Below are 21,827 nucleotides of genomic sequence, written 5' to 3'. Positions count from 1 at the left end.
TGGCAAGTCACTGAGTCAAGTATTTCAATCTCGTCTTGACATCAGCATCCAGCATGGGCGTGAGTGGGTGTCGACCGTCGAGTTCCAATAGCCGTGGCCGATCGAGCACAAGCCCAGCCTCGGTGCAGGTCCGCACCCATCGCTCCGGCAACATCGTTAGCGCAAACGGAACAGAGAAGATCCGCACCGGCGTCACCGCCCAGTTGATGTGTCGCTTCCATATCTCAAGGTGGAGGTCCGACAGCTTCGTGGACCAGTCTTCCCCCGTCGCACATTGGACGAGGAAGTGAAGATACCCGGATCGGCCGTCGCGGAATGGGTACCACGACACAGCGTCCAAACCGAGGTCCTTGTCTGCGGGAAGTGGCGCACGGTGATACTCCTCATCCTTTATGAGCTGAGAAGACTTGGTGTAGTGCTTAACCCGCTTTCGGAACGAAGGATCCATCCCGGCCGACGCAGGAGCACCAACGTGCATGCTTGGGTGGGAAGTCAGTCCGGTGAGTGCGTTCGCGACCAGGAGCTCAAAGAGTTCGCGGTCTGCCTTCTCGACCAAGCCAAGGCTCAAACAGAGCAGGTACTTGTAGTAGGCGAGGTTCAGCGGTTGCCGCCGCCCGCGTCTCAAGAACGCGCCGTCCAACCTCAGCGGCCAGTGTTCGCCGAAGAGCTTGGATCGTGTTGCCAGTTCATCCCACACTCGAACCTCAAGCAGGTCCGGACTGCTGATGTCCTCGATGGCGATGGCGGACTTGAGGTCACCGCGCTTGTAGGGCGATCTGCCGGACAGGGTTTGGAGTTCGACCCAATCGGCCACTCGGGTGCGCTGTGGAGATTCGCCAGCGGGAAACGGAACCTCCATCACTCGCTCGGAAGCTGACGAACGAGGCTTGCAGTCAGCTTCGAGATGCGGCGGACACCGTCGACAATCGCGGGGTCTTCGGCATGCAGAGGAAGCACTCCCGCGATCTCCTGGACCAGCTTTTCAACCCGTGTGAGCTTCTTGAGGAGGAACTCCTCTTCGCCCCCGGAACGTTCGTAGGCAGCCTCAAGATCCCCCGTGCGGCGCAGGTACTCAAGGGCCTCCGGGTCTTTGATTACCGGTGCTAGAAGCCGACCGATCTCTCGCGAGTCATTGATTACCGGAAGCTTATCGGCGGTGCCGAAAACCCAGCCGGTTACCTCAGCAAGCTCATCGAGCTTGTTGTCGGGAATGATTGCGTCGACCTTGCTATTCGGCAGCCGCATCGACATGGCCAAGTGAGTCTTGATCGGCCGCTGACCGAGCATCACTTCAAGCAGAGAAAATCGGTCGCGAACGCGCTCTGCCGGGAAGTCCAGTTGCTCGACTAGCTGGTTATAGACGACGAAGTCCTGGTACAGCTTCTTGGTGGCTGACGCGTCGTCTCCGATGACTTCCTGCACGTGGTCGAGTGTTTGTCCGCTGTCCAGCAGCTGCGCAACGAAGCGGGCTTTCTGGAAGGGTCGCCACTTCTTTGCGCCGGTGATGTGCCGGAAGCCGAGGAATGGCAGTACGTGTTCCCGACGCTCGTAGACCACGCAAGGCACCTCATTGAGGGCCGCTCTCTGTTCGTCAGTCAGGGTTGGCCAGCCTGAGACTCGCGCGGGCTTCCGGAGTACGGGATTGAGCAGCAGTTTGAGAGTTGCAAGCCGTCGGTTGCCCTCGACGACGATGTAGGTCGTACCTGAGCCGACCACGACAAGCGGCTCTTCCTCGAAGTAGCCATTCTCTAGGAAGCTCGGCACCAATTCGTCGAGGGACTCCTCGGCGTAGAGCTTGGCCAGGAGCGCTTCCTCGTCGGCTCCGTTCTCCATGATGAGGCGAGGGTTCTGCGGGTCGAGTCGAAGCTTGTCGACGCTGATCCGCTTCGACGCAATCGGTTTCGCAACTGGGGCCATGGCCTAAGTTTGCCCTAGTCACCTCGCGGACCTCCGTCGCTTCCACAGCCAACGCCTGACGTCGGCATGCGGTCCTTCGATCCGACAGCTCTTGTGCTGGGCTGATCATCGAGCATGGCGATGATGAACCCAGCCCTCCGTCTCGTCTCAGCCAACCTGCCGGACGGCATAGCGACTGCCATCGGGGGCACCATCCAAGTGATCGAGATCGGCGGCGGATCGGTGCTCTGGCTCAACAGAGCGGGCAAGAATCTGGGACCACCCACGAATCTGCTCGCGACCAAGATCGCTCATCGGCTCAACGCCGGCTTCTGCCCCGACGACACGATCAATGGAACCGCGGTCGCGGTCGGCGAGACGGATGGACGCACGGTGACCTGGTGTCGTGCGACGTCATCCCAGCCACGCTGGAGGCGCTCGAGAACATTGGGGTCTCGAGCACCTCGGGCTGACATCGACGCAGGCCGCCTCCAAACACCGTGGGCTACCGCTTGCGGAGGTCGAAGGCGGCAAGCGCGAGATGCTTAGCACTTCCACCCAGCGAATCGAGCTTCGCTAGGAACTCTTCCTCGTCGACTGATACCGCCAACTCCACCTCGCCCGGTGTCCTGATGGTCAGCACCCCGCCGTCTTCGCTGGTGGCTGCGTCTGAGGGCACGTTGATCCGGTGAGTGACCGGCCAGCCGACCGCCCTTGAGACAGCGATCCGCACGGCTTCCTTCTTTGCATCCGCCACCTTCTTGTACTTGGCCATTGGATCCGGCAGGAAGGCGCCCTGGCCCGACAGCTCGACACCATCAAGCTTGAGCGAGGTGCCACGGGCGGTGGCAGAGAACCGCACCTGCCCTAGCGCGCCGGCTTCACCTCGGGCGACCCGCACAGCCCAATCAGCGGTGAGATCGTCGAGCGCGAGTGAACGGAGCGTCGTCGACTCACGCGACAGACCCCGCAGCCGACCCGCCAGCACTGCTGCCGTCACGCGAGTCAGGTCATCGGCACCCGTCTGCTCATCCGACCACGCCAACAGTTCTTCAAGCTCGGAACGAAGGAGCACCAGGAGGAGCGCCTTGGCGCTCACCAGTGCCCGAGCGGTCGGCCGGAATGGCTCGAAATCGACCTCGACGTTAACGATCGAGCGCACGCGCTGAAGGTTGCGGATGAGCGCATCGGCGGACTCCGCCTCGAGCCCTGCTTCCCGAATGCGGCTCGCCACTGTGTCGAGCACTGCGTTGGGGCTCCAGGCGACGGTGGCATCCTGATCACCGAGCACCTCGTAGACCGCGCGGAAGCCGACATGGTCAGGCACTCCGACGTCAGGCGCCAGACAATCTGGTGCCGTGTCGTGATCGTCCACCTCGCGCCAGCTGATCCAGTCCGGGAGCGAGACGCTCGCGGGGAACTTCACCTCACCAAGGAAGGCAGCCGCGACGGCGAGTTGCTCTCCACTCTGAACTGCCGCCAGCGCACCGTTGATCGCCCCACGAATGCGGTCGATCCGCTTCCAGCTCACCTGGCTCGGATCGACTGGCGCAGTCAACACCACCTGGCCATGGCCGTCACCGGCGAACAGATCGGGCGTGACTTTGAGCAGCTCATCGTGCGGGTGGACGTTCTTGTATCCCCGTGCCCGGTGCTCACGCAGATCCCGTTCCTCACGGAAGTGAATGGCGACTGCCTGGGACAGGGCCAGCGCTGGCAGGTAGACGACCGAGGCCTTCAGCTCGGCCGTCTTCACCACGCTCACAGGGAACTCGATCAAGACTGGCGTCCCCGCTCCGCGCTCCGCTGTCACCGCTTCGATGAGCGCCTGACTCGGAGACTGCGCAAGAAGTGGCACCCATCCGGGCACCTGCTCCAGAAGATCGATGTAGTACTTGCCATACGACTCTCGCGGAGCGACCAACCGAGAGCTGAGTACGCCGTTGAGGTTCATGCGGTTGGTCAGGAAGTAGAGCGCCGTGGGATGTGAGACCGTTACCTCCCCCTGCGGAGCGACGGGACGCATCGACGTCGGTTCCGACTCCGACATGGCAGGCTCGCTCGGCACTTCGGGCTCCGGCTCCGACATGGCAGGCTCCGACCTCGGCGCATTGGCGTCGGCAGCCGGTGACTTCTCCACCGCTTCACTATCACCAGGGGGTTCTGAGGCAGCAGGAAGTGCACCGTCCATAGCGAACGGTTCAGACGCTTCGAACTGTTCAGCGGGATGCTCGGCAGGCACCGCATCGTCGACTACCGGATCTGGCTGGTCGACAGCGGGCTCCTGCTCCGCGACAAAGGTCGACGGAGACTCGTCCGTGGGCTCCGCATCGCTGCTGAAGCCCTCCAAGGGGAGCTGGTCGTCTCCACTCACAGTTCGCGCACCAGACCTTTCAAGCCATCCAAAATCGCCGGTGACCCGCCGAACCCGCTGTACGACAGATGGAGCTCATCTCGGGCGCGCGACATCACCACGTAGAACATCATCCTCGTTGCCGCCGACGTCGGGTCAGCGGAGTGCTGCTGGAGCTCCGGCACGAAGAGCGTGTCGAACTCCAGACCCTTGAGCGAACGGAAGTTCACGATGGTGACGGCCGGGACATCGAAATCGAGCGTCTTGTGCTGCTTGTTGCCCGAGGCGTACATCTGTATTGGCACCGGCAGCTTGCGCTCTTCGAGCAGGTGCAGGAGCCGGTACTGCATCCGTTTGTTCTCGCAGGCGATGCCGATGGTCAGGTTGCCGTGGGCCTTGACGTAGCGCGCGACGAAGTCGGCCAAGTTGCCGTCGGAGTCGTAGCGACTCAGGGTCGGCCTTTCACCATGCCGAGTCGGCAACTCCGGAATGCCCGTGGGCGTGCCCGAATAGAACTTGGCCGCCACGGCGGCAATCTCGGCAGTGTTGCGGTAGTTCCGCTTCAGCTCGAGTTGCTCGTCCGCGCTGATGGCCTTTGCGATCTCGTCGAGAGTCGTGTTCTGGTCGGACAACTGTTGGTTCTCGTCTGCGAAGACGGTGATGTTCTTGGTGAAGAATCGCGTCAGCCTGAAGAACCCGAGCGGTAGATCCTGTCCCTCGTCGACCAGTAGGTCGGCAAGAGCGCCGGGGTCTGGGGGCGCCGCGAAGAACTGGCTGGTCATCTCCGCCCAGTCGTGGGCGTAGGAATTGCCCTCCAATGTCGGTGGCTGCTGTTTGAAGTGCTCGCGCCAAAACCTCCAGATCCAGCTATGGAAGGTCCGGACGTAGCCGGCGACTTCGAGCGTGTCGGCGGCCTGCTCGGTGTACTGCTGCAGGACGTTGTTGTACATGAGCAGGGCCGGCTCACGGTCGTCGAAGGTGAGCACCTGCGCTCGGTAGAGCGCCATGACTGACTTGCCCGTGCCAGGCGGACCTGAGACGAGATAGCTGCCATCTAGGTCGAGGTTGTAGATGAGGTCTTGCTCCTTGGAGAGATCCTCGAAGGCTGGCAGTCTCACGAGATTCCTCGAACCCCCTCGCCGGCTGCTTCGACGGCTGCGTCGAGCACGTCCTGGAAGAAGCCGGGCACCTTGTCACTCCCCACGACGAGGACCCGATCGAGTAGGTAATTGCCGCTTTCGCAACTCGTCTCTGCGACCAGGGTGCAGGCGTGACAGGCCGCGAAGTTGAGGCTGGCGAAGGTCGAGGCAAGGTTCTCGCTGCAAAGAGGATCAGACGAACACCACATGGCATCCTGCAGGGCCTCCAGCACAGTGCCCTGTAACTGCGGCGGCTCGCCTTGGCGCACCAAACCGCCCAGCGTGCCTTCCGAGTCTCCGGCGGCGGTGTAGACCAAGATGCCCGCCTGCCTGGAGGCGCCGCCGGGGTCCGCTGCACTTCGGGCGTAGACACGCTCACGGAGGCTCGTGGCGGCATAGCCGGACTCGAATGCGAGCCTACGAATCAGAAGGTGCGCGAACGTGTGCAGGAGGACGTATCGAGGCGCCAGGACCGGACCGGTGCGCTCACGTAGTCGCGGCTCCATGAACGATGCGTTCAGCCGCTTCTCCAGCTCCAGGACGCGATCACGAACCGCGCCCTGCTCCTCCCAGACAGCCAGGCGACCCTCGTCCAGCGAAAGGAAGATCCCCTCGCCGCGCACGTCAATGGCCGGCAGCCAGTCGACAGTTGCCTTGTGGTTGAGCGCGACCGACACCAACTTGTCACTCCCCGCCGGAGTGACGCGGTGGAAGCCTTCAAGAGCACGAACCTCGCGCAGTCGGTCGGCCAGCACCACCTTGTCAACGCGGTCGGCCAGTAGCGAAGTGATCTTGGTCTTCGTCGTCTGCACCAGTTCGACATGTCGGGTGCGGAAATGTGGGTCGTCGGAGTTCTCGAGCTCCGTCAGGAAGGCCGCCCATTCCTCTCCCAGGAGGTCACCCGGCGTCGCCTCAACCGTGGTTGCCTTTCCGGCTTCACGCTGCTTCTCATCGCGCACCAGGCCCTTGACGTACTCGGGCGTGACGACGTGCGCCTTGACGAGGGTCTCGACCATCATGTCGAACATGGGGGCGTCTTCACTTACGCCCAGCAGTGGCCGGAAGAAGTCGTCCGCCTTGATCGCGAGGGCCTTCTCACTCTGAGAGTCTGCCCTCGAGGCGTTGGGGATCTCAATCGACGAGTGCACCAACGGGAAGTAGACGTTGGAGGCACCTCGCTGGACGGCCAGCGGCACTTCTTCGCAGTCCGCGCGCTCGTCCCAGCGCTGCCAGGGCTGCCGTCCGATGCAGGTCACCCCGATCGACTTGAGCGATCCCTTGCTGGTGATACCCATGAGATTGCGCCGGCTGTGGCAGCTGTGGCAGTGCACCTGGAGGGTGTCGAGGCCGCCAGCTCCCTTCCCCGAAACCGACTCAAAGAAGAGGTTGTCCTTTTGGCACTGCCGAGCTTCGGGATTGGCGTTGCGTGAGTGCGCCCATCGCCTCCAGTCCAGATCGTCCATGTGCCCGTTCGGACAGATCTGGATCCAGCGCATGGGCACCAGCTGCTTCTTGCCGGGGCAGCTTCCGCACGTCGGTGCCTTGTCAGATTGCTCGAGCGCCCGTGTCCAGCGGGTCATGCGTCGACACTTCTGACAGAACAGCCACGCCGGAAAGCGGGCGTAAGGCACACCTGCCGACGGAGCTGCCCAGGCGTTGCTGGCTACGGCAGGAGCAGCGCGGAACTCCGAGACGCCGAGGACGGCAGCCAGTCGATCGCTCTGAATTCGTTCACCGCGCGGACCCCAACGGAAGGTGTCACATGCGACCAGCGACTCACCTTGGAGATCGAAGATGGCCCCAACCCCGAACGGGACGATTGTTTGCGACTGCCGAATCTTGCGTTGCATCAATTCCCCTTGGCGGCCGAGCCGCCGCTGCGCGCGACCTCGATGAGCGACTCCATGTCGACGTTGCGCATGGATCCAAGGGTCTGCCAGCCGGCTGCCTTGGTGTTGAACTGACGGATCAGGTTGATCTGTCCCTTGCCGTTGGGCTTGTAGTAAAGGAGCTTGCTCTCCTCATCAGCCCGTTCAGCGCGCTCGACCCAGTCCTCTATGAAATGGTCGAGGTACAGCTTGGCTCCCTGCTTCTCACGTGGCTCGACTCGTTCGACGACGTCGACCAGCTTGGCGGCCATGATCTCGACCTCAGAACGTCGGTCCAGGATCTTGCCCGCACTTCCGTCCGACTGCATGCCGAGGCGGTGCCGGGCGAGGATGACCAGTGCGGCGTGCAGTGCGCGGTCGCGCGACGGCGGCGAGTACGGCGTCACGCTAGTGGGCTCGACGTGTCGATACAGCGCCGAATGAAAGGCGCGGAAGTTCTCGTAGTGCGAGCGGTCGCGGGGCTTGGTGGAGCGGAACAGGCCGAAGACCAAGCCCGGCGCCTTCGAGCGACCGACCCGGCTGGTGGCCTGGATGTACTCGGCTGTCGCCTTAGGCTGCCCGTTCACGAGCATCAGGCCGAGCCGCGGCACATCGACACCGACCGATAACATGTTGGTGCTTGCAAGGAAGTCGATCACAGAGCCGCTGGACACCGGCAGATTGAGGCGCTCCAAGAGGCGGGGCTGCATGGCACGCGGCACGGACGACGAGAGCTCCTCGACGTCGTACTCGCGGCGGGGGCGGCCGACGACCAGGCTGCCCAGCCGGGCATTGATGTCGTCGCGGGCGATAGTGACCGTGCGGCCGAGTTCGCGGAGCGAGCTGTGGTAGGCCACAACGGTCCAGTAGGCGTCTTGGGCCTCCCCCGTCAAACCGAGATCCACCGGCGCCTGTAGGAGAGCTGTGCCGGTGTGCACGACGGCAGTGTCAGACGTGTGACCCTGCGCCATCATGCCGACGTACAGGCGACCCGGCGTCTTCTCGTCCGCACGGGCAAAGTAGGAGTCGTCGGCATCGACGCCCGACGGTGGGAACAGGTCGACCGGCCGCCCGAACAGCCCCATGATCTGGGCGGAGGCTCGTCGAATCGTCGCCGTACTAGAGATAACCTTCGGCGGACGATCATCGACTTCGCATAGCAGATTGATCGCGGCCTCGTACAGACCGAAGGTGGTGCCGAGCGGGCCGGTCAGCAGGTGCAGCTCATCCTGGATGATCAGGGTCGGTGGACGGTTGCCGGCGCTGCGCCCGAACATCACCCCCGACTCGGGCACCCACGCCAACTGCGCGAACTTGTCGACCGTCCCGAGCAGGAAGGTCGGTGGCGCGTCGTACAGCCCGTCATCGATCACCTGCACCGGGATCTGCTCGTGGAACTCGCACTTGGTCGACGGACAGTTGAACGCGAACGAGCGGTCGGTCGAGGTGATCCCGTAGGGGGCGTCATTCTCGTGGTGCTCGCGCGGAACGATCTCTGTCCCGCACCAGGGGCAGCGGTCAAGCAAGAAGCGCTCGTCCGTTTCCCCCGCGTCCCGCAGTTCCTCGAAGCGCTCACGCGCCTTGGCGTAACGATTCGGTGAGGTCGCCTCGCCGACCCAGAGTCCTACCGAGATCGGCTCTTGGCCTAGATCCGACCGTTGGCGGCGCAGGTACTCACAAGCGGCTGTGGTCGAGGCAGTGCGCTTGAACTGGTCGGCGGTCAGCAGCGACAGCGTGTACCGACTGACGACGGCTGTGCCCCCGCCCAACTCGCCGAGTACCAGGCGGCGGCGGAAGATCTCGAATGCCGCCACGAGCAGGTACGCCTCGGTCTTACCTCCACCAGTCGGGAACCAGATCAGGTCGACGACGTCGCGATCTGCGTGTTGATCGTCGACCAGGCCACGCAGCGTCGTCAGGAAGAAGCCGAGCTGGAACGGTCGCCAACTCGCGCCCGGGTCGTAGGTCGTCGGCATGTCGGGAGCAGCACCCAGGGGTCGACGAGAGCCGGCCATGTCCTCCTGGCTGTGGCGCATCTGGATCAGCATGGCGCGGTTGGCCAGCCGGAAGGCCTGTAGAATTTTGACCCGATCCTGGTGGTCGGTGAAAACGCGAGCCCCGTCGCGCATGCGCTCCAGAGCACGCTCCAGGCGCTTGATGATCGGGGCGGTGGCTCCCTGGTAGCGATCGTCGAGTCCGACCGCCTTCGTCTTGACCTTGCCGATCCACTCCTCGTACGGATCGATGAACGCGTTCAGCTCGGCCTGCAGCACATCCGCCGAGATAGCCTCGTCGGCCAGCCAGGCGACGTCCAACGCCTGTGAAGCGTCACCTTCTGCGCTCACCCGCGGCACCACGTGTGAGGGCATTACTTCGGTGCGCACTGAGGACACATTGCCGCCTGATGTCGTCCACTCCGGGGAGCAGCCGTGCCCGATCGCATAGACCTTGGCGTCGCGGTGGATCAGGCGGAGCTCATCCTCCTCCGGGTCATGGGACGCGAGCGCGACGCTCGGGTACTCCAGTACCTCGAACCCGGCTGGCACCGTCACGTCGAATTCGACCTGCATGAGCATCTCGTCCCAGTGACGCTCAGGTCGCTCGTCATCCGCCTTTCGCGCGTTGACCAGGGTGATCGTGACCAACGAGCCATGCGGGTAGCTGCGCCAGCGGACGTGCACCTCGGCCTTGTCACCCCAGACCTTGGTGGACTCCTTGTCCGTGGCACTGACTTTGACCGTGGCCTCGTCCAACTGGTGACGACGCCAGATCTTCGACGAACCCTTGGCCTTCTGGCGTGGATCCTCCTCCTCGAGCTCCTCAGTCGCCCGGCCTTGAACGGACAGCTCCTTGAGCGCTTCCTCGGCAACGGCACCGCTGAGCGTCTCGTACTCCGCAGCGCGAGCTCGCACAGTGAGCTCCGGCGCGGTCGTGAAGAAGGACAACCCTTGAGAAGCCGGCAGGAAGTCGTTTGCCGCTGAGACCGGGTCGTCGCTGAATTGACTTTCTTCGCCAGCTTCGGTGGCTGAGCTCTCGTCGCGTTCCTCTCCCTCCGCCTCGACGTAGCCCTCGAAGGCGACCTGACGCGGGAACAGGATGCCCATGAGGTAGCGACGATTCGGCGGATCAAAAATGACCTCCGCCGGGCCATCAAAGGGGCCGACCAGTTGCCGCCTGACGTAGGCCACGAAGTCGTCTCTGGTCTGGGTCAGGTCGGTCATACGGCTGCCTTCTTGTATGCGTCCATCGCACCGTCGAGATGCTCCTTGAACAACTCGCTGAGCTGTCCCTTTACGTGTGGCGAGGTCGCCACCCAGAGTCCGGCCCGCGGTCGGCTGAGGGCGACATAGAGCAGGTCCAATTCGGTCTCGGTGGCTACTGAGTCGATGTCGATCACGCAGACGAAGCGGTTTTCCATCCCCTTGATGTCCACGGCCGACGACCAGGTCATGCCACCCCCTGGCCACACTGACGCGAGGGCTGGGGACATCTGCGCAAGTCGTCCCTTCCGAGCAGCGCGCAGACCTTTGGCGACGGAGGTCTCCCACTCACCGCGCAGCGACACAATCGTGATGTGTTCGGGAGGCACCTCTTGTTCAGCGAGCGAGCGCAGGTGCATCTCAAGGGCCGCCAACTCCGTTTGCTGGTCCTCGACCGCGACGAAGATGACCTCGGGACCGGTGCCAGCGGTTGCCACACCGGTGTCGGCGCCCGTGTAGGCCCGGGTCTGGAAAGCGATCTCGCGAGTGTTTCGGCAGTTGAATTTCAGAGTCGGCTTCACCGGTCCAAACGACTGGACGTAGGCCAGCGCGTCCGGATCGAAGTCGCCGTAGAGGTGGGCCTGGCTGTTCTGGTCGAGGAACATCGTCCAGCGACCGTCGGCCCAGCCGCCGACAACTGACTGCTCCAGATCCTCCAAGATGTCGAAGGTCATCAGGTCCTGCGCCTCGTCGACCACTAGCACGTCGTAGGGAGTCACGCCGCCCAGCTTCGAGGCCGCCCTGACCTCGACAGCTGTGCCCTCCAGCGTTCGGGTGGCGAACGCCGCAAGCACCTCGCTGCGGCAGGTGAAGAGCACGCGCTGACCGAGTAGCGCCTGCCGTCGGGCCACTTCGGCCGCGAGGAAGGTCTTGCCGGTACCGGCACCACCGCTGCAGATGACCCGGGCCTCATCGCTGATCAGGTCGAGCCGGGCGTACTGCTCGTCGGTCAATCGAACCATCGCTGCGTCGAGCAGGTTCGCCCTAGCGTCGAGTAGCGGTGAGCGGTCGAACGACGGCCGCAGATCGTGCATGAGACGAGCGTGCAGGTCCTTGCCGATCGGGAACTTGTTCGTCTGCTTGCCGAGCCAGTACTTGCCCGCTCGGTCGACCGCCTTCCCGATGCCACGGTTGAACGGACCTCTGCCGCAGTAGGTCTCGTCGACCCACTCGAAGCTGCTCGCCAGATCCACGTCTGGTGTGACAACGAGATAGCCGAACGCCACGTCGTCGACCTCTACGCCCAGGCGCTCCTTAAGGCGCTCCCGCAGGGCATACATCGCGGTCTGAACCTGCTTGAACGGGCCTTCGCGCGACGTCCGCCGGTGGCCAGCTCGATCGCTGTACGCCCACAAACCATCGCGGCAGGAAACTTGCGCACCCTTGACCTCGACCGCGAGGATCAGGTCGTCGAGGATCAGCACGAAGTCCAGCTCGGCCGTCAGCTTGTATTCGTGGTCCGGCAGGTTCAGCGAGTGCAACGCAGTACCACTGAGCGGGCTGCCCGCCAAGGCCTCGAATACCCGACGCTCGGAGGTGGTGATGTCCTCCGTCCCGAGTTCTGTCGGCACCATCCTCATCGATCCACTCCCCGTCTTCTCTACCGCGTGACATCCTGCCGGAAACTGTCGGTCCCCGTCCCTAGATTGAGAGAGACCGGCAACAGCGGTGCATCAAGAGGAGGGCGCTGGGCGTGGATCTGGAGTACCTCGGCCGCGTCCTCGCGCGTATGAAGCCTTTTGTACGGGATCAGGTCATACGCCGCACTCGCTTGGAACGGGTGCTCGCGACGCTCCAAGTGCCCGCGAGTGATATCCGACCGGAGATCGAGCGCCTGCTGGCGCGGGCGAATATCAGCATCGACGAGGACGTCGTCGTCGCTCCGCCGAGACCCGAGCCGATCCCGCAAGAGGTCCGTCCATCCGTGGTCCAGCTACCCGCCGCCTGCGACTTCGAGGAACACTCGGCTGGGTTGGACGGGGCCGGGCCGGGGGAGGCCGTCGAGACGGTCCTCGGGGAGCCCGATCTCGACTCAGAGGTGGACTTCGACGACTCCGAGATCAACCTAGCCGACGAGGGTCCTGAGGAACTCACACAGGAGTTCGACATCCTGGTCGGGCCTGATCGAAAGAAGCTGCTGCCGGACGTCCCGGACGAGCAGTTCGAGAGGGACATCAAGGTCGACCCGACGATCAAGGCGGACGAGCAGGAGGCGGGGTCGCGGAGCTTCGTCGTCTCCTATTCCGACCACAGCGACGAGCCAGCCCAGCGGGTCATGGTCGCCGGCGCGACCGCCGACGCGGTCAAGGACTACCTGAAGCAGATCGGGAAGGTCCCGCTCCTCAACGCCGAGATGGAGGTCGAGCTCGGCAAGCGGATCGAGGCCGGTCTCTTCGCCGAGAGGCTCGCCCAGGGCGGCAAGATTTCGGCGCAGCTGTTCGAGGAGCTGGAGTGGATCGTTGTCGACGGCCGCCGCGCCAAGAACCATCTGATAGAGGCCAATCTGAGACTCGTGGTCTCCCTCGCCAAGCGCTACACCGGCCGCGGCATGCCCTTCCTGGACCTGATTCAGGAGGGCAACCTCGGTCTGATCCGTGCGGTCGAGAAGTTCGACTACACCAAGGGCTACAAGTTCTCGACCTATGCGACCTGGTGGATCCGCCAGTCGATCACCCGCGGTATGGCCGACCGGGCCCGCATCATCCGCATCCCGGTGCACATGGTCGAGCGCATCGCCAAGGTCTGGCGCATCCGGCAACGGATGACTATTCACGGAGAGCCTCCCAAGCTGTACCAACTCGCGCGCGCCACTGAACTGACCGAGGAGCAGGTCATGGAATGCCTCCGGCTCGGCCCCATCGACCTACCCTCTCTCGATCAGCCGATCGGCGACAGTGAGACGACACTGGGTGACTTGCTCGACGAGGACCGTCGGGAGCCAGGGCCGCACGAGCAGGTCGAGTTCGCGCTGCTCCAAGAACAGCTCCACGCTGTTCTTGACACTCTCTCCGAGCGAGAAGCTGGCGTGATCTCGATGCGCTTCGGTCTCACCGACGGGGAACGAAAGACCCTCGACGAGATCGGCAAGGTCTACGGCGTCACCCGTGAGCGCATCCGCCAGATCGAGTCGAAGACGATGTTGAAACTCCGTCATCCGTCGCGCAGCCAAGTCCTCGAAGGACACTTCTACGACGGCGGTCGACGCCCAAAGAAGAAGGCAGCCGAGATGGATGGCGAAGAGCAAGACGATCAGGTTGTTGAAGCAGTCGGTTAACGCAGTCGACCTCGGCGGGAACTAGCTGGCCGAAGGCGGTCCAATCGTTCCATCAACGAGGTCGTCCTCTCGGGCCAGCATCCATACCCCGTCGCTGAACTGGATCTCGTACAGGGGGCGATCCCCGGGGCGCCCGCGACGCTCCTCGAGGCGGTTCATGGCGAAGAGCTGCTCGCCATCTCGCTCAACCGCCGCCGCGTCGCGGGTGACCCGCGCTCGAAACGTGCCGATGCCTTCTGACCTGTTCATGCATCCAGTCTCCACCGCCGCCGGAAACCACCAAGCACGCCTGCCGCGACTGTGGAAACATCGTTCCAACGCATGCCTGAAGACCCGTTCCGGGCATTCAGCGCCATCCGAAGCACGTCGATCGATAGGGTTTCGGTTGTGCCTCGTGTTCCGCAACCCCCGCTCGGCCAGCCTGGCGGCGAGTGCATCTCGGATCGTGCTGGTCTGGCACACCAGATCGTCCATCCCGACGATGACGTCGAGGTTCAACAGGTGCTCGCGTGGCTTCGAAGCACCCCGTTAAAACAGTTCATGACAGGCGCCGTCGTCGAGGCGATCGAGTACGTTCTGGATGGGGCCAAAACGTATAGGTTCGATCTTGACTCGCCGGACGTTGACTCCGACGAGCGGAGAACCGTGGGCGTCAAGCTGCAGTACCGGATCCTCGAGGCGTTCAGCCTCCCGAAGGAGCGGCCGCTGGACACGACGATCGCTGGCATTCCTGTCGAGCTGAAGGCCACGATTGGCGGCAACTGGGCCATCCCCCGCGAAGGTCAGTGCGAGATCTGCCTCCTCACCCAGGTCGATTCGAAGAACGATCGCTTCCGGGTCTTCCTGATGCGCACCCATCGGAGGTGGCTCAACGAGGGCAAGAACCAGGACTCGAAGCGGACCATCCGTGCCGATGCCCGGGATGAGTTCGGCATTCCAGTTCTTGAGTGGACACCTCTCCCCCGCAATCCGCTGAAAGAGTTGAGTCCTCAGCAACTCGAAGTCGTATTCTCCGCCCGGGTCGGTATCAAGCGCAGGGTGACATCACTATTCGGCTTTCTGCCTGAGGTGGTCATCCCCCGGGTGGCGATCGAGACCGTCGCAGCCATGGCCAAGGATCCGCTCCGACGGGCCCGGCAGGCAAAGCCGGATATCTTCTTCAACCATGAGCTGGTCGTCCTCATGGGAACGTGGACGCCTCAGCGCGAACTCGCGGCCAAGTACGGCTTCGATCTGTCAGGCGATGCGTGGGTGGCCATACATCCGGAGACACTCGGTGACGACTACGAGGCCGCCAAGTCGATGATGGAGCGAACCGGCGGCTGACGGACCGGCGAGTTCAGGCGATGTGCGGCTTGATGTGGCGTGCGATCGCGCGCGCCAGGCCGGACGGAACGGCGTTGCCGATCTGCTTCGCGATCGCGATCTTGGACCCGACCCACAGGTAGTCAGACGGGAAGTCCTGGATCAAGGAGGCCTCATAGTGCGTGACGACCCGGTTGACGGACAGCTTCGGGTCACCCTTCAGGAACCTCCGGTCGTCGCTCCGCCGTTGGCGACCGGGCACCCACTGGGGGTGCAGGTAGGAACCCTTCTCCGGTTTGAAGAACTCCGTCCGGATCGTGTGTGACGGGAAGTCCCACCGCATGCGGCCCATCACGTCGGTTGTGCCAGTCGGCTTCTCCCGCCAGCAACGCGGAAGGAGCTCGGTCGGCACGTCGAACCGACCGCCACCCGGTGGTACGTAGGAATATCGCTCTAGCGACAGTGGGTTCGGATTGCGACGGAAGTGGATGTCCAGGCCCTTGAAGACGCCCGGCATCGCTTCGCCGAAGAAGTCGGTTACCGATTCCGGCATTTCGGTGGAATCCGGCCGGATCGGCAAACCCTCGATCACGTCACGGACGGTCCGCCAAGCTGGCAGGCCGTTTGCACCGTCCCGCGCATGCGTGGGCTCTGGAAGGTCGATCTTGCCCACGCGCGAGCCGATCACAATCGTGCGTCGCCGGCGCTGGGACACGCCGTAGTCGGCCGCATTCAACACGCCGTACGAGATCTCATAGTCCTTCAGAAGGCCTTGCTCGACCTCCCCGACAAGCATCTGGAACTCGGGCGACTTTGCGAAGCGATCGACATTCTCGATCACGAATACCTGGGGCCGGGCAGTTCGGATGAATCGCATGTACTCACGCCAGAGCTGATTTCTCGGGTCGTCGAGCGCCTTTAGACCCAGGTTTGAAAATCCTTGGCACGGAGGGCCACCGATCACCAGATCCGCGGGAGGGATCTGGCTCTCCTTCACCTCTGCGATGTCACCAGAGATGACGTGGTCCTCACCCCAGTTGGCCGCATAGGTTGCGGCAGCGAAGCGATCCCACTCGACGGCGAGCACCGGCTCGAAGCCCTCGCTGGCAAAGCCGACCGTCATGCCACCGCAGCCGGCGAAGAGATCGATCACGGTGGGCTTGGTCATGGCATCAGATGGTAGGTCTCGGCACCGACAATTCTCGCAACCTCGCCGCCGCGTTGCGCGTGTGGCGGGTGTGGCGTATGTGACTGACAGCCGACGGCGTCCCCGCGAGGTAGGTTCGTGGTCGACTGCGACGAAGGGATCCGCCCGTGCCCGCCACATTCGCCAGGGACCTGTGCGTCTTCCGTTCGTCGAACGGCAAGCCGAACACATCCGACGCGAGTGAGGCCTTCTCCGTCGAGCTTGGCGAGGCGCTCTTTCGAGCCCTGGGCGTCGCCCCAGACGCACGTGGGGGCGAACCCACTGGAGATCCGTTCTCCCGGGAGGTCGCTGCTGCGCTGAAGTCCGAGTTGCAGGCACGCGCCAGCGGCTTGACCGTCGCACCAGAGCGAGCGCTGAATGCGTTCGAGCAGTTTCGTCACGTCGGCGCGTTGAGCGACATGCGGGCGGAGCCATCGCGCGAGTACGAGAAGGCATGGCGCGCTGTCGGCCGATTCGTGCGCGGAAAGCTCAGCAATCCGAAGGACCTGGCACGCTTCGACCTGCTCGCCGAGGCTGTCGGGGTGGCGACGACCAATGAGACCGAGACGCGGCGCCTTCTCCTCGAAGAGGTGGGTCAGGAGTCGCTCCTGAATCTCGACGTGACGGCCTCTCAGCAGAGGCCTGGCCCCCGCTCCCCAAGTCTGGAGATCGGACTCTCTCTCAAGTGGTCGCTCCGGACGGACCGAGCGCAGGATTGTCGGTCGCAGGGAGCGAAGATGGCCGCGCTGAGACGTGGCCGTATGCCCCATTTCGCCGTCGTCACGATGGAGCCCCGGCCCTACATGCTGAATCTGCTCGGCGGGGGCTCCGGCGAGGTCGACTGCATCTACCACCTGGACCTCCCCGCTCTCAGTGCCGCAGTCGAGGAGACGTGCGTCGGGAATGCACGGCGACAGGTGACGCTCGAGACCTTCAACCGCCTCGTCGCCCAGCGGCGACTGCGCGACTGGGACGAGCTGGTGGAGTACGCCGCCACACTGTGAGTGTGAATGACTCATGGGCATCCTCTCCCGGAGTGAGGCGGGGAATGCAGGCGAACCGGGGACGCGACACTAAGCCCGAACTTGCTGTCAGGCGAGCAGCCCACGCTGCGGGCCTTCGCTATCGCGTTGACCATCGGCCGATTCCGACCCTCAATCGTCGCGCAGACCTCGTGTTCACCCGTGCAAAGCTCGCGGTCTTCGTCGACGGCTGCTTCTGGCACGGGTGCCCTGAGCACCACACTGTCGCGAAGTCGAGTGCTTTGTTCTGGTCCGAGAAGGTGACCCGTAACCGCGAACGCGACGCTGAGACGAACCGCCTCCTTTCCGACGACGGCTGGACCGTCATCCGCGCATGGGAGCACGAGCCGGTCACGGCAGTCCTTTCGCGCATCGTTGAGGCCCTTCAACGCAGCACCTGACGCCTGGACGAGAACGCGACCGCCATCCGCGAGAAGCCACAGCCAAAAAGCCTTAACACCTTCCGGACCGTCGTATGGACGGCGAGCAACGCGAACTTGATGGTGTCCCAGGCGAGAACCATGGCGACCAAACTGAGCCAGCCGGGAGCGCCAGCGGCCACAGCCTCGTCCAGCATGTGCATCGTGGTGAGTGTTGCGGCCGCGAGTGCAGTCAAGAGCGGCACGTAGCGCCAACGCGGGGGCGACGATCGAATCCACGTGATCAGCCTGTTGGAGGGTGCGTACAGCTGTAAGTAGCCGTGCGCAGCACTCACCAGGAAGAACACCGGAACCATCAGCAAGAGGAACATCGTGACCACCTCGATCTCGCGGTTGCTCCAGTCGTACGATCTGGCGCGGGCGATGGCGACCGATGCGATGAGGTCCTGTGGACAGAGTCCCTCGGCATGGCCTATGGACGCACAACGGCTCGCGATTCGACGTTGACCGAACGCGCACCGGTGTCCGCCATCGAAGCGATGCGAGCTGCCTCACGGGCGGCCCCGAGTGCCCGGACTCGGTCTGCCCGCTGCGCGTCAGTCAGCGGAGTCCCACCCACGATGAGGTCGGAAGTGATCTGGTAGCGATCGCGGTACGCCGCCACGGTCGACGCTGACGCCAACCAGCGTTCGCGCTCCACGAAGTCAGCGGGCGGCTGCCCAAGCCGACGTACCCATCCCTGACGAGACGCCAAGACCTCCTCGACGAGCGCCCGGGCGCGGGACTGGATCAAAGCCTTACGCTCGCCAATCGCCTGATGGTTCTCAGGTGACATCTTCCCCAACGGCTCCGGGATCAACCCAGCGATCAGTCTCGGCCGCTGACGGCAGCCCCGAGGTGGCGACGTGGCGACCCGGTCGACTCGGTACAGGAGGACCGCAGCGATGTCATCCGCGTCGTCGAGGCTGTGCTGACTCACGATCCGGGGCACCAGGCGCTCAAGATCACGGTGGAACGCCTCGGCGCGGCGAAGCGATGCCGTCAGCGGTCCGAAGGCGGTCGACTCAACCACGGTGGCATGTTGATCGACTGTTAGCCCCGAGCGAGCCAGCAGGTCGACGAAGCGCTCCCGCTGAGCGCCGGCCGCGATCGTCTCGAGTTCGGCAGCCAGTCGGTCGATCCCTCCGTGGAGTTCGTACTCGGCCTCGATGGTCGCGTGGGCCGACCAGCTGGCACCGCTGTGCTGAAGCACGCCGTACAGGACGGTTCGGGCGCTGACGTCCTCGGGCTCCGGAGTCGCGTGAGTGTCGTCAGGTTGGTCGAGGGCGACGTACGCGATGTTGGAGTCGCGGCCTCGGGTCATCGAGACGTACAGGTTCTCCCGCGTCGTCGACGGCGTGACCACCACGTGCGACGTTTCGACGGTGATGCCCTGCGCCCGGTGTGCGGTGACGGCGTAGCCCAGGTCGACGTGCTCGCGCACGTACTCGGCTGGGAGGACAGCGGTTCCAGACCGACGCGCGTCGAGGCGGCGCACGACAACGGACCCGTCCTTGCTGATGTCGGCGATGCGCCAGCGGTCACCGTTCTTGACCCAACCCCGACTCGTCCGCAGGGTCCGGTCGTTGCGGCGCGTGATCACCACGTCGCCCACCGAGGCACGCATGCCGTCGCCGAGATCGATCTCGCGGCCGTCGTCGGCACCCTCGATCAAGAGCCGCTCCGCTCGCGCTCGCTCGTTCAGCGCCCGAACCGCATGCGAGGACTCCGTGACGAGGACGCTCGCCTTCCCTGCCAGTACGTCCGCGCGCCAGGCCTCGTAGGCAGTGTCGAGCATTTCGTCCGTAGTGCCCTCGCGTATCCGCTCTTGCCGGGCGTACGTCGGGATCACCTCCACATCTCCGGCTCGGAGACCGAGTGACGCGGCCTTCTCCCACTCGTTGCGGAACCGGTGGATGTCCCGCAACTGAGGCGCATCGGGCCTCCGGTCGACCATCAGCGCGAAGACCCCACCCGCGTCGACCGACTGAAGCTGGAAGGGATCGCCCACCAGGAGCACCTTCGCCCCGGCCTGGGCTGCGAGGCCGGTGATCCGATCAAGCGTGGTGGTGCCTGCGAGCGTCGCCTCGTCGACGATCACGAGTTGGCCGGGGCGCAGGTCGGCGCGGCCCTGGTCGTACTCATGAAGCCACTTCGCGGTGTTGTCGCAGGCGACACCCAGGTCGTCCGCGAGCGCCTGGGCTGCCGCTGCCGAAGGGGCCAGCCCGATGACACTCCCTCGCCCGTGCTCGACGATCCATGCCGCACGAAGCGCCTGCATTGTCGTCGTCTTTCCAGTTCCTGCCGGCCCCACCAACAGATCGACCTGACGACCGGACATCGTGACGCTCTCGATTGCTGCCGCCTGCTGCTGGCTGAGGCGCTGTCTGGACCGGCGCAGGACCCGGGTCACCACATCGGAGCGAACCGTCGGAGCCGACATGGACTCCGCACGTTCGAGCATGCGGGCCTCCGCTTCGAGGACCCCGACCGAGGAGTACTTCACCGAATGCCTCGGCCGGAAGACACTGGTGCCGTCGTCGCGCCGGAAGGCCGCCGGGCTGACGGCCAGTTCGGGTGGAGTAAGCGAGACCGACTGCTGCTGCGCCTCGTCGATGATCATGCCGACGACGATCTCGCGATCCGCCGTACTCGCGAAGCGCAGGTCCATTGTCTGGCGCGAGGCTTCGGCGAGCAGGTTCCAGTGGGTCCAGGTCGCCCGCTTCACGCTGACCGCCCGTACGACGTCCGCGCCGAGCACCTCGACCGCGTCCGGGGGCACATCGTCGACCGAGAGTGGGGCCAAGGTGCTGCGGTCGACGAGCGCGGTCGCCCAGGCCGTGGGCTGACCGTGCACGCGCGAAGCAGCGCGGGAACGCCACTCGGCAGTGAGATCCGCGAGCGAATGAGTCTCCTTGGGCGGACGGGTGGCGAGCGTGGCCTGAGCCCGCAGTTCCACGATCGTCTTCTCCGACGGCATCCGCCCGTGCGCCGCGACGTACTCACCAATCAGCCGATTCTTCTCCAGTTCGATCTCGCGCGTGCGACTCGAGAACTCCTTGATCAGGTCCTCACCGACGCCCGCGATCTCCCACTGCGGGTTGCGGTCCGCTCCCCTCCCACGCTGCTCCCACTCGATGCCGAGCTCGCGGGTCAGGCGGTCGGCGAGAAGCGCGTTGTAGTGCGCGGACAGCCCAGTCACGGAGGCGAAGACCGGGCGGCCGTCGAGGCTGCGCCAGCGTCCGTCCAGCGGGGTGTTGACCTTGTTGGAGATGACCAAGTGCGTGTGCAACTGGGGATCACCGGCACGCGAGTCGTAGTGGTCGTACGCCACTGCCGCGACGCCCGCGACCTCGACCTGAGCCACCGCGCCGTCGCGATCCGCTACCCCGGCCCGTGTAGCAGCCACCTCGCGCTCGAAGAAGTCGAGAACGTCGGCGACGGCCGCGTGGTGCGCCTCGACGATCCGCTCCTGGGTTGGGGCATCCGCGACACCCCAGAGCACTGACACCGACTTGGGAACGCTGAAGGTGAGGTCGAAGCCGGCGACTGCGTGGCGCATCCCGGCCGCGGTCTCCTCGGCCTCGATGCGCGCGGTCTCTGCGGCGCAATCGTCTGCCGTCATCTCGGGATCGAGCGCGTCGACGCGGACGGAGATCCGATCGGCAAGTCGTTTGTACGTCGGGTACGCCCGGCCCAGTTGGTCGCCCGTCACCGGGTCACGGCCCATCCCGGTGAGCAGTGCGAGTTGTGCCTCGGTCACCTCCATCCCCGGTGCCAACTGCCCGCCGCCGAGACGTCGCACTCCCGAACCCATCCACCTCCCGGGCGGCGTGCCGACCTCGGAGTAGTAGCGCGTCAGCGGTGTCGACAGCGCGCGGTTGCCGTCGCCCGCGACGACGCTGCGCAGCAGGTACTTATAGCCCGCGCCCGCGCTCATACGCCGCATCGAGACCGTCATGACCAGATTCCTTCCACAGGCCACAGGTGTGCCGGGTTATCCACTTCCCCTCGATCTGCAATGCGTGTGAAGACGAGAAGAGAGGTATCGAGGAGGACGAGGTCGGTGGATGAGGTGGCGTACCTGACGAGCGGAATCGAGCTG

Annotated in this window: 16 protein-coding genes; 5 read left to right on the top strand and 11 right to left on the bottom strand. The window is 64.3% G+C overall.

The features are described from left to right. Positions 1–7: 7 nt before the first annotated feature. Both VNJ48_RS07985 and VNJ48_RS07980 read right to left on the bottom strand, forming a co-directional pair. A complete protein-coding gene (locus tag VNJ48_RS07985; protein ID WP_325600855.1) occupies positions 8–814 on the bottom strand; it encodes a hypothetical protein in 807 nt (268 codons plus the stop codon). 44 nt (positions 815–858) lie between these two features. Next, positions 859–1,917, bottom strand: coding sequence for a ParB N-terminal domain-containing protein (locus VNJ48_RS07980; RefSeq protein ID WP_325600853.1), 1,059 nt, complete (start codon positions 1,915–1,917; stop codon positions 859–861). A 114-nt stretch (positions 1,918–2,031) separates the two neighbouring features. Here VNJ48_RS07980 and VNJ48_RS22730 point away from each other — a divergent pair, with 114 nt between their 5' ends. Beyond that, on the top strand, positions 2,032–2,445 hold the full coding sequence (locus VNJ48_RS22730; protein WP_422656584.1) for a DUF3846 domain-containing protein: 414 nt from the start codon (positions 2,032–2,034) through the stop codon (positions 2,443–2,445). Here VNJ48_RS22730 and VNJ48_RS07975 read toward each other — a convergent pair. The 5 genes from VNJ48_RS07975 to VNJ48_RS07955 are packed head-to-tail and all read right to left on the bottom strand — an operon-like array spanning position 2,402 to position 12,090. Next, on the bottom strand, positions 2,402–4,246 hold the full coding sequence (locus VNJ48_RS07975) for a hypothetical protein (protein WP_325600851.1): 1,845 nt from the start codon (positions 4,244–4,246) through the stop codon (positions 2,402–2,404). The two genes, VNJ48_RS22730 and VNJ48_RS07975, sit on opposite strands and share 44 nt — an antisense overlap. Before the next feature lie 20 nt (positions 4,247–4,266). Beyond that, positions 4,267–5,367 carry a hypothetical protein gene (locus VNJ48_RS07970; protein WP_325600849.1) on the bottom strand — a complete coding sequence of 367 codons (1,101 nt, stop codon included), beginning with the start codon at positions 5,365–5,367 and terminating at the stop codon, positions 4,267–4,269. Then, entirely contained in the window at positions 5,364–7,238 is a 1,875-nt protein-coding gene (locus VNJ48_RS07965) for a DUF1998 domain-containing protein (RefSeq protein ID WP_325600847.1), read from the bottom strand. The genes VNJ48_RS07970 and VNJ48_RS07965 overlap by 4 nt, the downstream gene beginning before the upstream one ends. Beyond that, entirely contained in the window at positions 7,238–10,477 is a 3,240-nt protein-coding gene (locus tag VNJ48_RS07960; RefSeq protein ID WP_325600845.1) for a helicase-related protein, read from the bottom strand. The genes VNJ48_RS07965 and VNJ48_RS07960 overlap by 1 nt, the downstream gene beginning before the upstream one ends. Then, positions 10,474–12,090, bottom strand: coding sequence for a nuclease-related domain-containing DEAD/DEAH box helicase (locus VNJ48_RS07955; RefSeq protein ID WP_325601339.1), 1,617 nt, complete (start codon positions 12,088–12,090; stop codon positions 10,474–10,476). The genes VNJ48_RS07960 and VNJ48_RS07955 overlap by 4 nt, the downstream gene beginning before the upstream one ends. Positions 12,091–12,314: 224 nt before the next feature. Here VNJ48_RS07955 and VNJ48_RS07950 point away from each other — a divergent pair, with 224 nt between their 5' ends. Further along, a complete protein-coding gene (locus VNJ48_RS07950) occupies positions 12,315–13,790 on the top strand; it encodes an RNA polymerase sigma factor (RefSeq protein WP_325600843.1) in 1,476 nt (491 codons plus the stop codon). Positions 13,791–13,811: 21 nt separating this feature from the next. Here the strand turns inward: VNJ48_RS07950 and VNJ48_RS07945 are convergent, their stop codons facing one another. Further along, complete coding sequence (locus tag VNJ48_RS07945) at positions 13,812–14,039, bottom strand: hypothetical protein (protein WP_325600841.1); 228 nt, start codon at positions 14,037–14,039, stop codon at positions 13,812–13,814. A gap of 72 nt (positions 14,040–14,111) precedes the next feature. On the opposite strand from VNJ48_RS07945, the gene VNJ48_RS07940 reads away from it, so the two are divergent. Next, on the top strand, positions 14,112–15,116 hold the full coding sequence (locus tag VNJ48_RS07940; RefSeq protein WP_325600839.1) for a NaeI family type II restriction endonuclease: 1,005 nt from the start codon (positions 14,112–14,114) through the stop codon (positions 15,114–15,116). A 13-nt stretch (positions 15,117–15,129) separates the two neighbouring features. Here the strand turns inward: VNJ48_RS07940 and VNJ48_RS07935 are convergent, their stop codons facing one another. Further along, positions 15,130–16,263, bottom strand: coding sequence for a DNA cytosine methyltransferase (locus VNJ48_RS07935; RefSeq protein WP_325600837.1), 1,134 nt, complete (start codon positions 16,261–16,263; stop codon positions 15,130–15,132). A gap of 146 nt (positions 16,264–16,409) precedes the next feature. On the opposite strand from VNJ48_RS07935, the gene VNJ48_RS07930 reads away from it, so the two are divergent. Next, the gene (locus tag VNJ48_RS07930) at positions 16,410–17,285 is read left to right on the top strand and encodes an NgoMIV family type II restriction endonuclease (RefSeq protein WP_325600835.1); all 876 of its coding nucleotides are present in this window, start codon (positions 16,410–16,412) and stop codon (positions 17,283–17,285) included. Positions 17,286–17,329: 44 nt separating this feature from the next. Continuing rightward, positions 17,330–17,704, top strand: a complete 375-nt coding sequence (locus tag VNJ48_RS07925) for a very short patch repair endonuclease (RefSeq protein WP_325600833.1) — start codon at positions 17,330–17,332, stop codon at positions 17,702–17,704. Here the strand turns inward: VNJ48_RS07925 and VNJ48_RS07920 are convergent. Beyond that, on the bottom strand, positions 17,689–18,054 hold the full coding sequence (locus VNJ48_RS07920) for a hypothetical protein (protein WP_325600831.1): 366 nt from the start codon (positions 18,052–18,054) through the stop codon (positions 17,689–17,691). The genes VNJ48_RS07925 and VNJ48_RS07920 overlap by 16 nt on opposite strands. Positions 18,055–18,155: 101 nt before the next feature. Then, positions 18,156–21,683 (bottom strand): MobF family relaxase, encoded by a 3,528-nt coding sequence (gene mobF / locus VNJ48_RS07915; protein ID WP_325600829.1) that lies wholly within the window; start codon positions 21,681–21,683, stop codon positions 18,156–18,158. Positions 21,684–21,827: the final 144 nt, after the last annotated feature.

This window comes from Nocardioides sp., from assembly GCF_035576065.1.
In the GTDB taxonomy this organism is placed as follows: domain Bacteria; phylum Actinomycetota; class Actinomycetes; order Propionibacteriales; family Nocardioidaceae; genus Nocardioides.
This window is presented reverse-complemented; position numbering and strand designations above follow the sequence as displayed.

Coding starts and splice junctions, on each gene's coding strand:
- VNJ48_RS07980 (WP_325600853.1), bottom strand. CDS start 1,917: ATGGCCCCAGTTGCGAAACCGATTGCGTCGAAGCGGATCAGCGTCGAC.
- VNJ48_RS22730 (WP_422656584.1), top strand. CDS start 2,032: ATGGCGATGATGAACCCAGCCCTCCGTCTCGTCTCAGCCAACCTGCCG.
- VNJ48_RS07965 (WP_325600847.1), bottom strand. CDS start 7,238: ATGCAACGCAAGATTCGGCAGTCGCAAACAATCGTCCCGTTCGGGGTT.
- VNJ48_RS07960 (WP_325600845.1), bottom strand. CDS start 10,477: ATGACCGACCTGACCCAGACCAGAGACGACTTCGTGGCCTACGTCAGG.
- VNJ48_RS07955 (WP_325601339.1), bottom strand. CDS start 12,090: ATGGTGCCGACAGAACTCGGGACGGAGGACATCACCACCTCCGAGCGT.
- VNJ48_RS07945 (WP_325600841.1), bottom strand. CDS start 14,039: ATGAACAGGTCAGAAGGCATCGGCACGTTTCGAGCGCGGGTCACCCGC.
- VNJ48_RS07940 (WP_325600839.1), top strand. CDS start 14,112: ATGCCTGAAGACCCGTTCCGGGCATTCAGCGCCATCCGAAGCACGTCG.
- VNJ48_RS07935 (WP_325600837.1), bottom strand. CDS start 16,263: ATGACCAAGCCCACCGTGATCGATCTCTTCGCCGGCTGCGGTGGCATG.
- VNJ48_RS07925 (WP_325600833.1), top strand. CDS start 17,330: ATGCAGGCGAACCGGGGACGCGACACTAAGCCCGAACTTGCTGTCAGG.
- VNJ48_RS07920 (WP_325600831.1), bottom strand. CDS start 18,054: ATGTTCCTCTTGCTGATGGTTCCGGTGTTCTTCCTGGTGAGTGCTGCG.
- mobF (WP_325600829.1), bottom strand. CDS start 21,683: ATGACGGTCTCGATGCGGCGTATGAGCGCGGGCGCGGGCTATAAGTAC.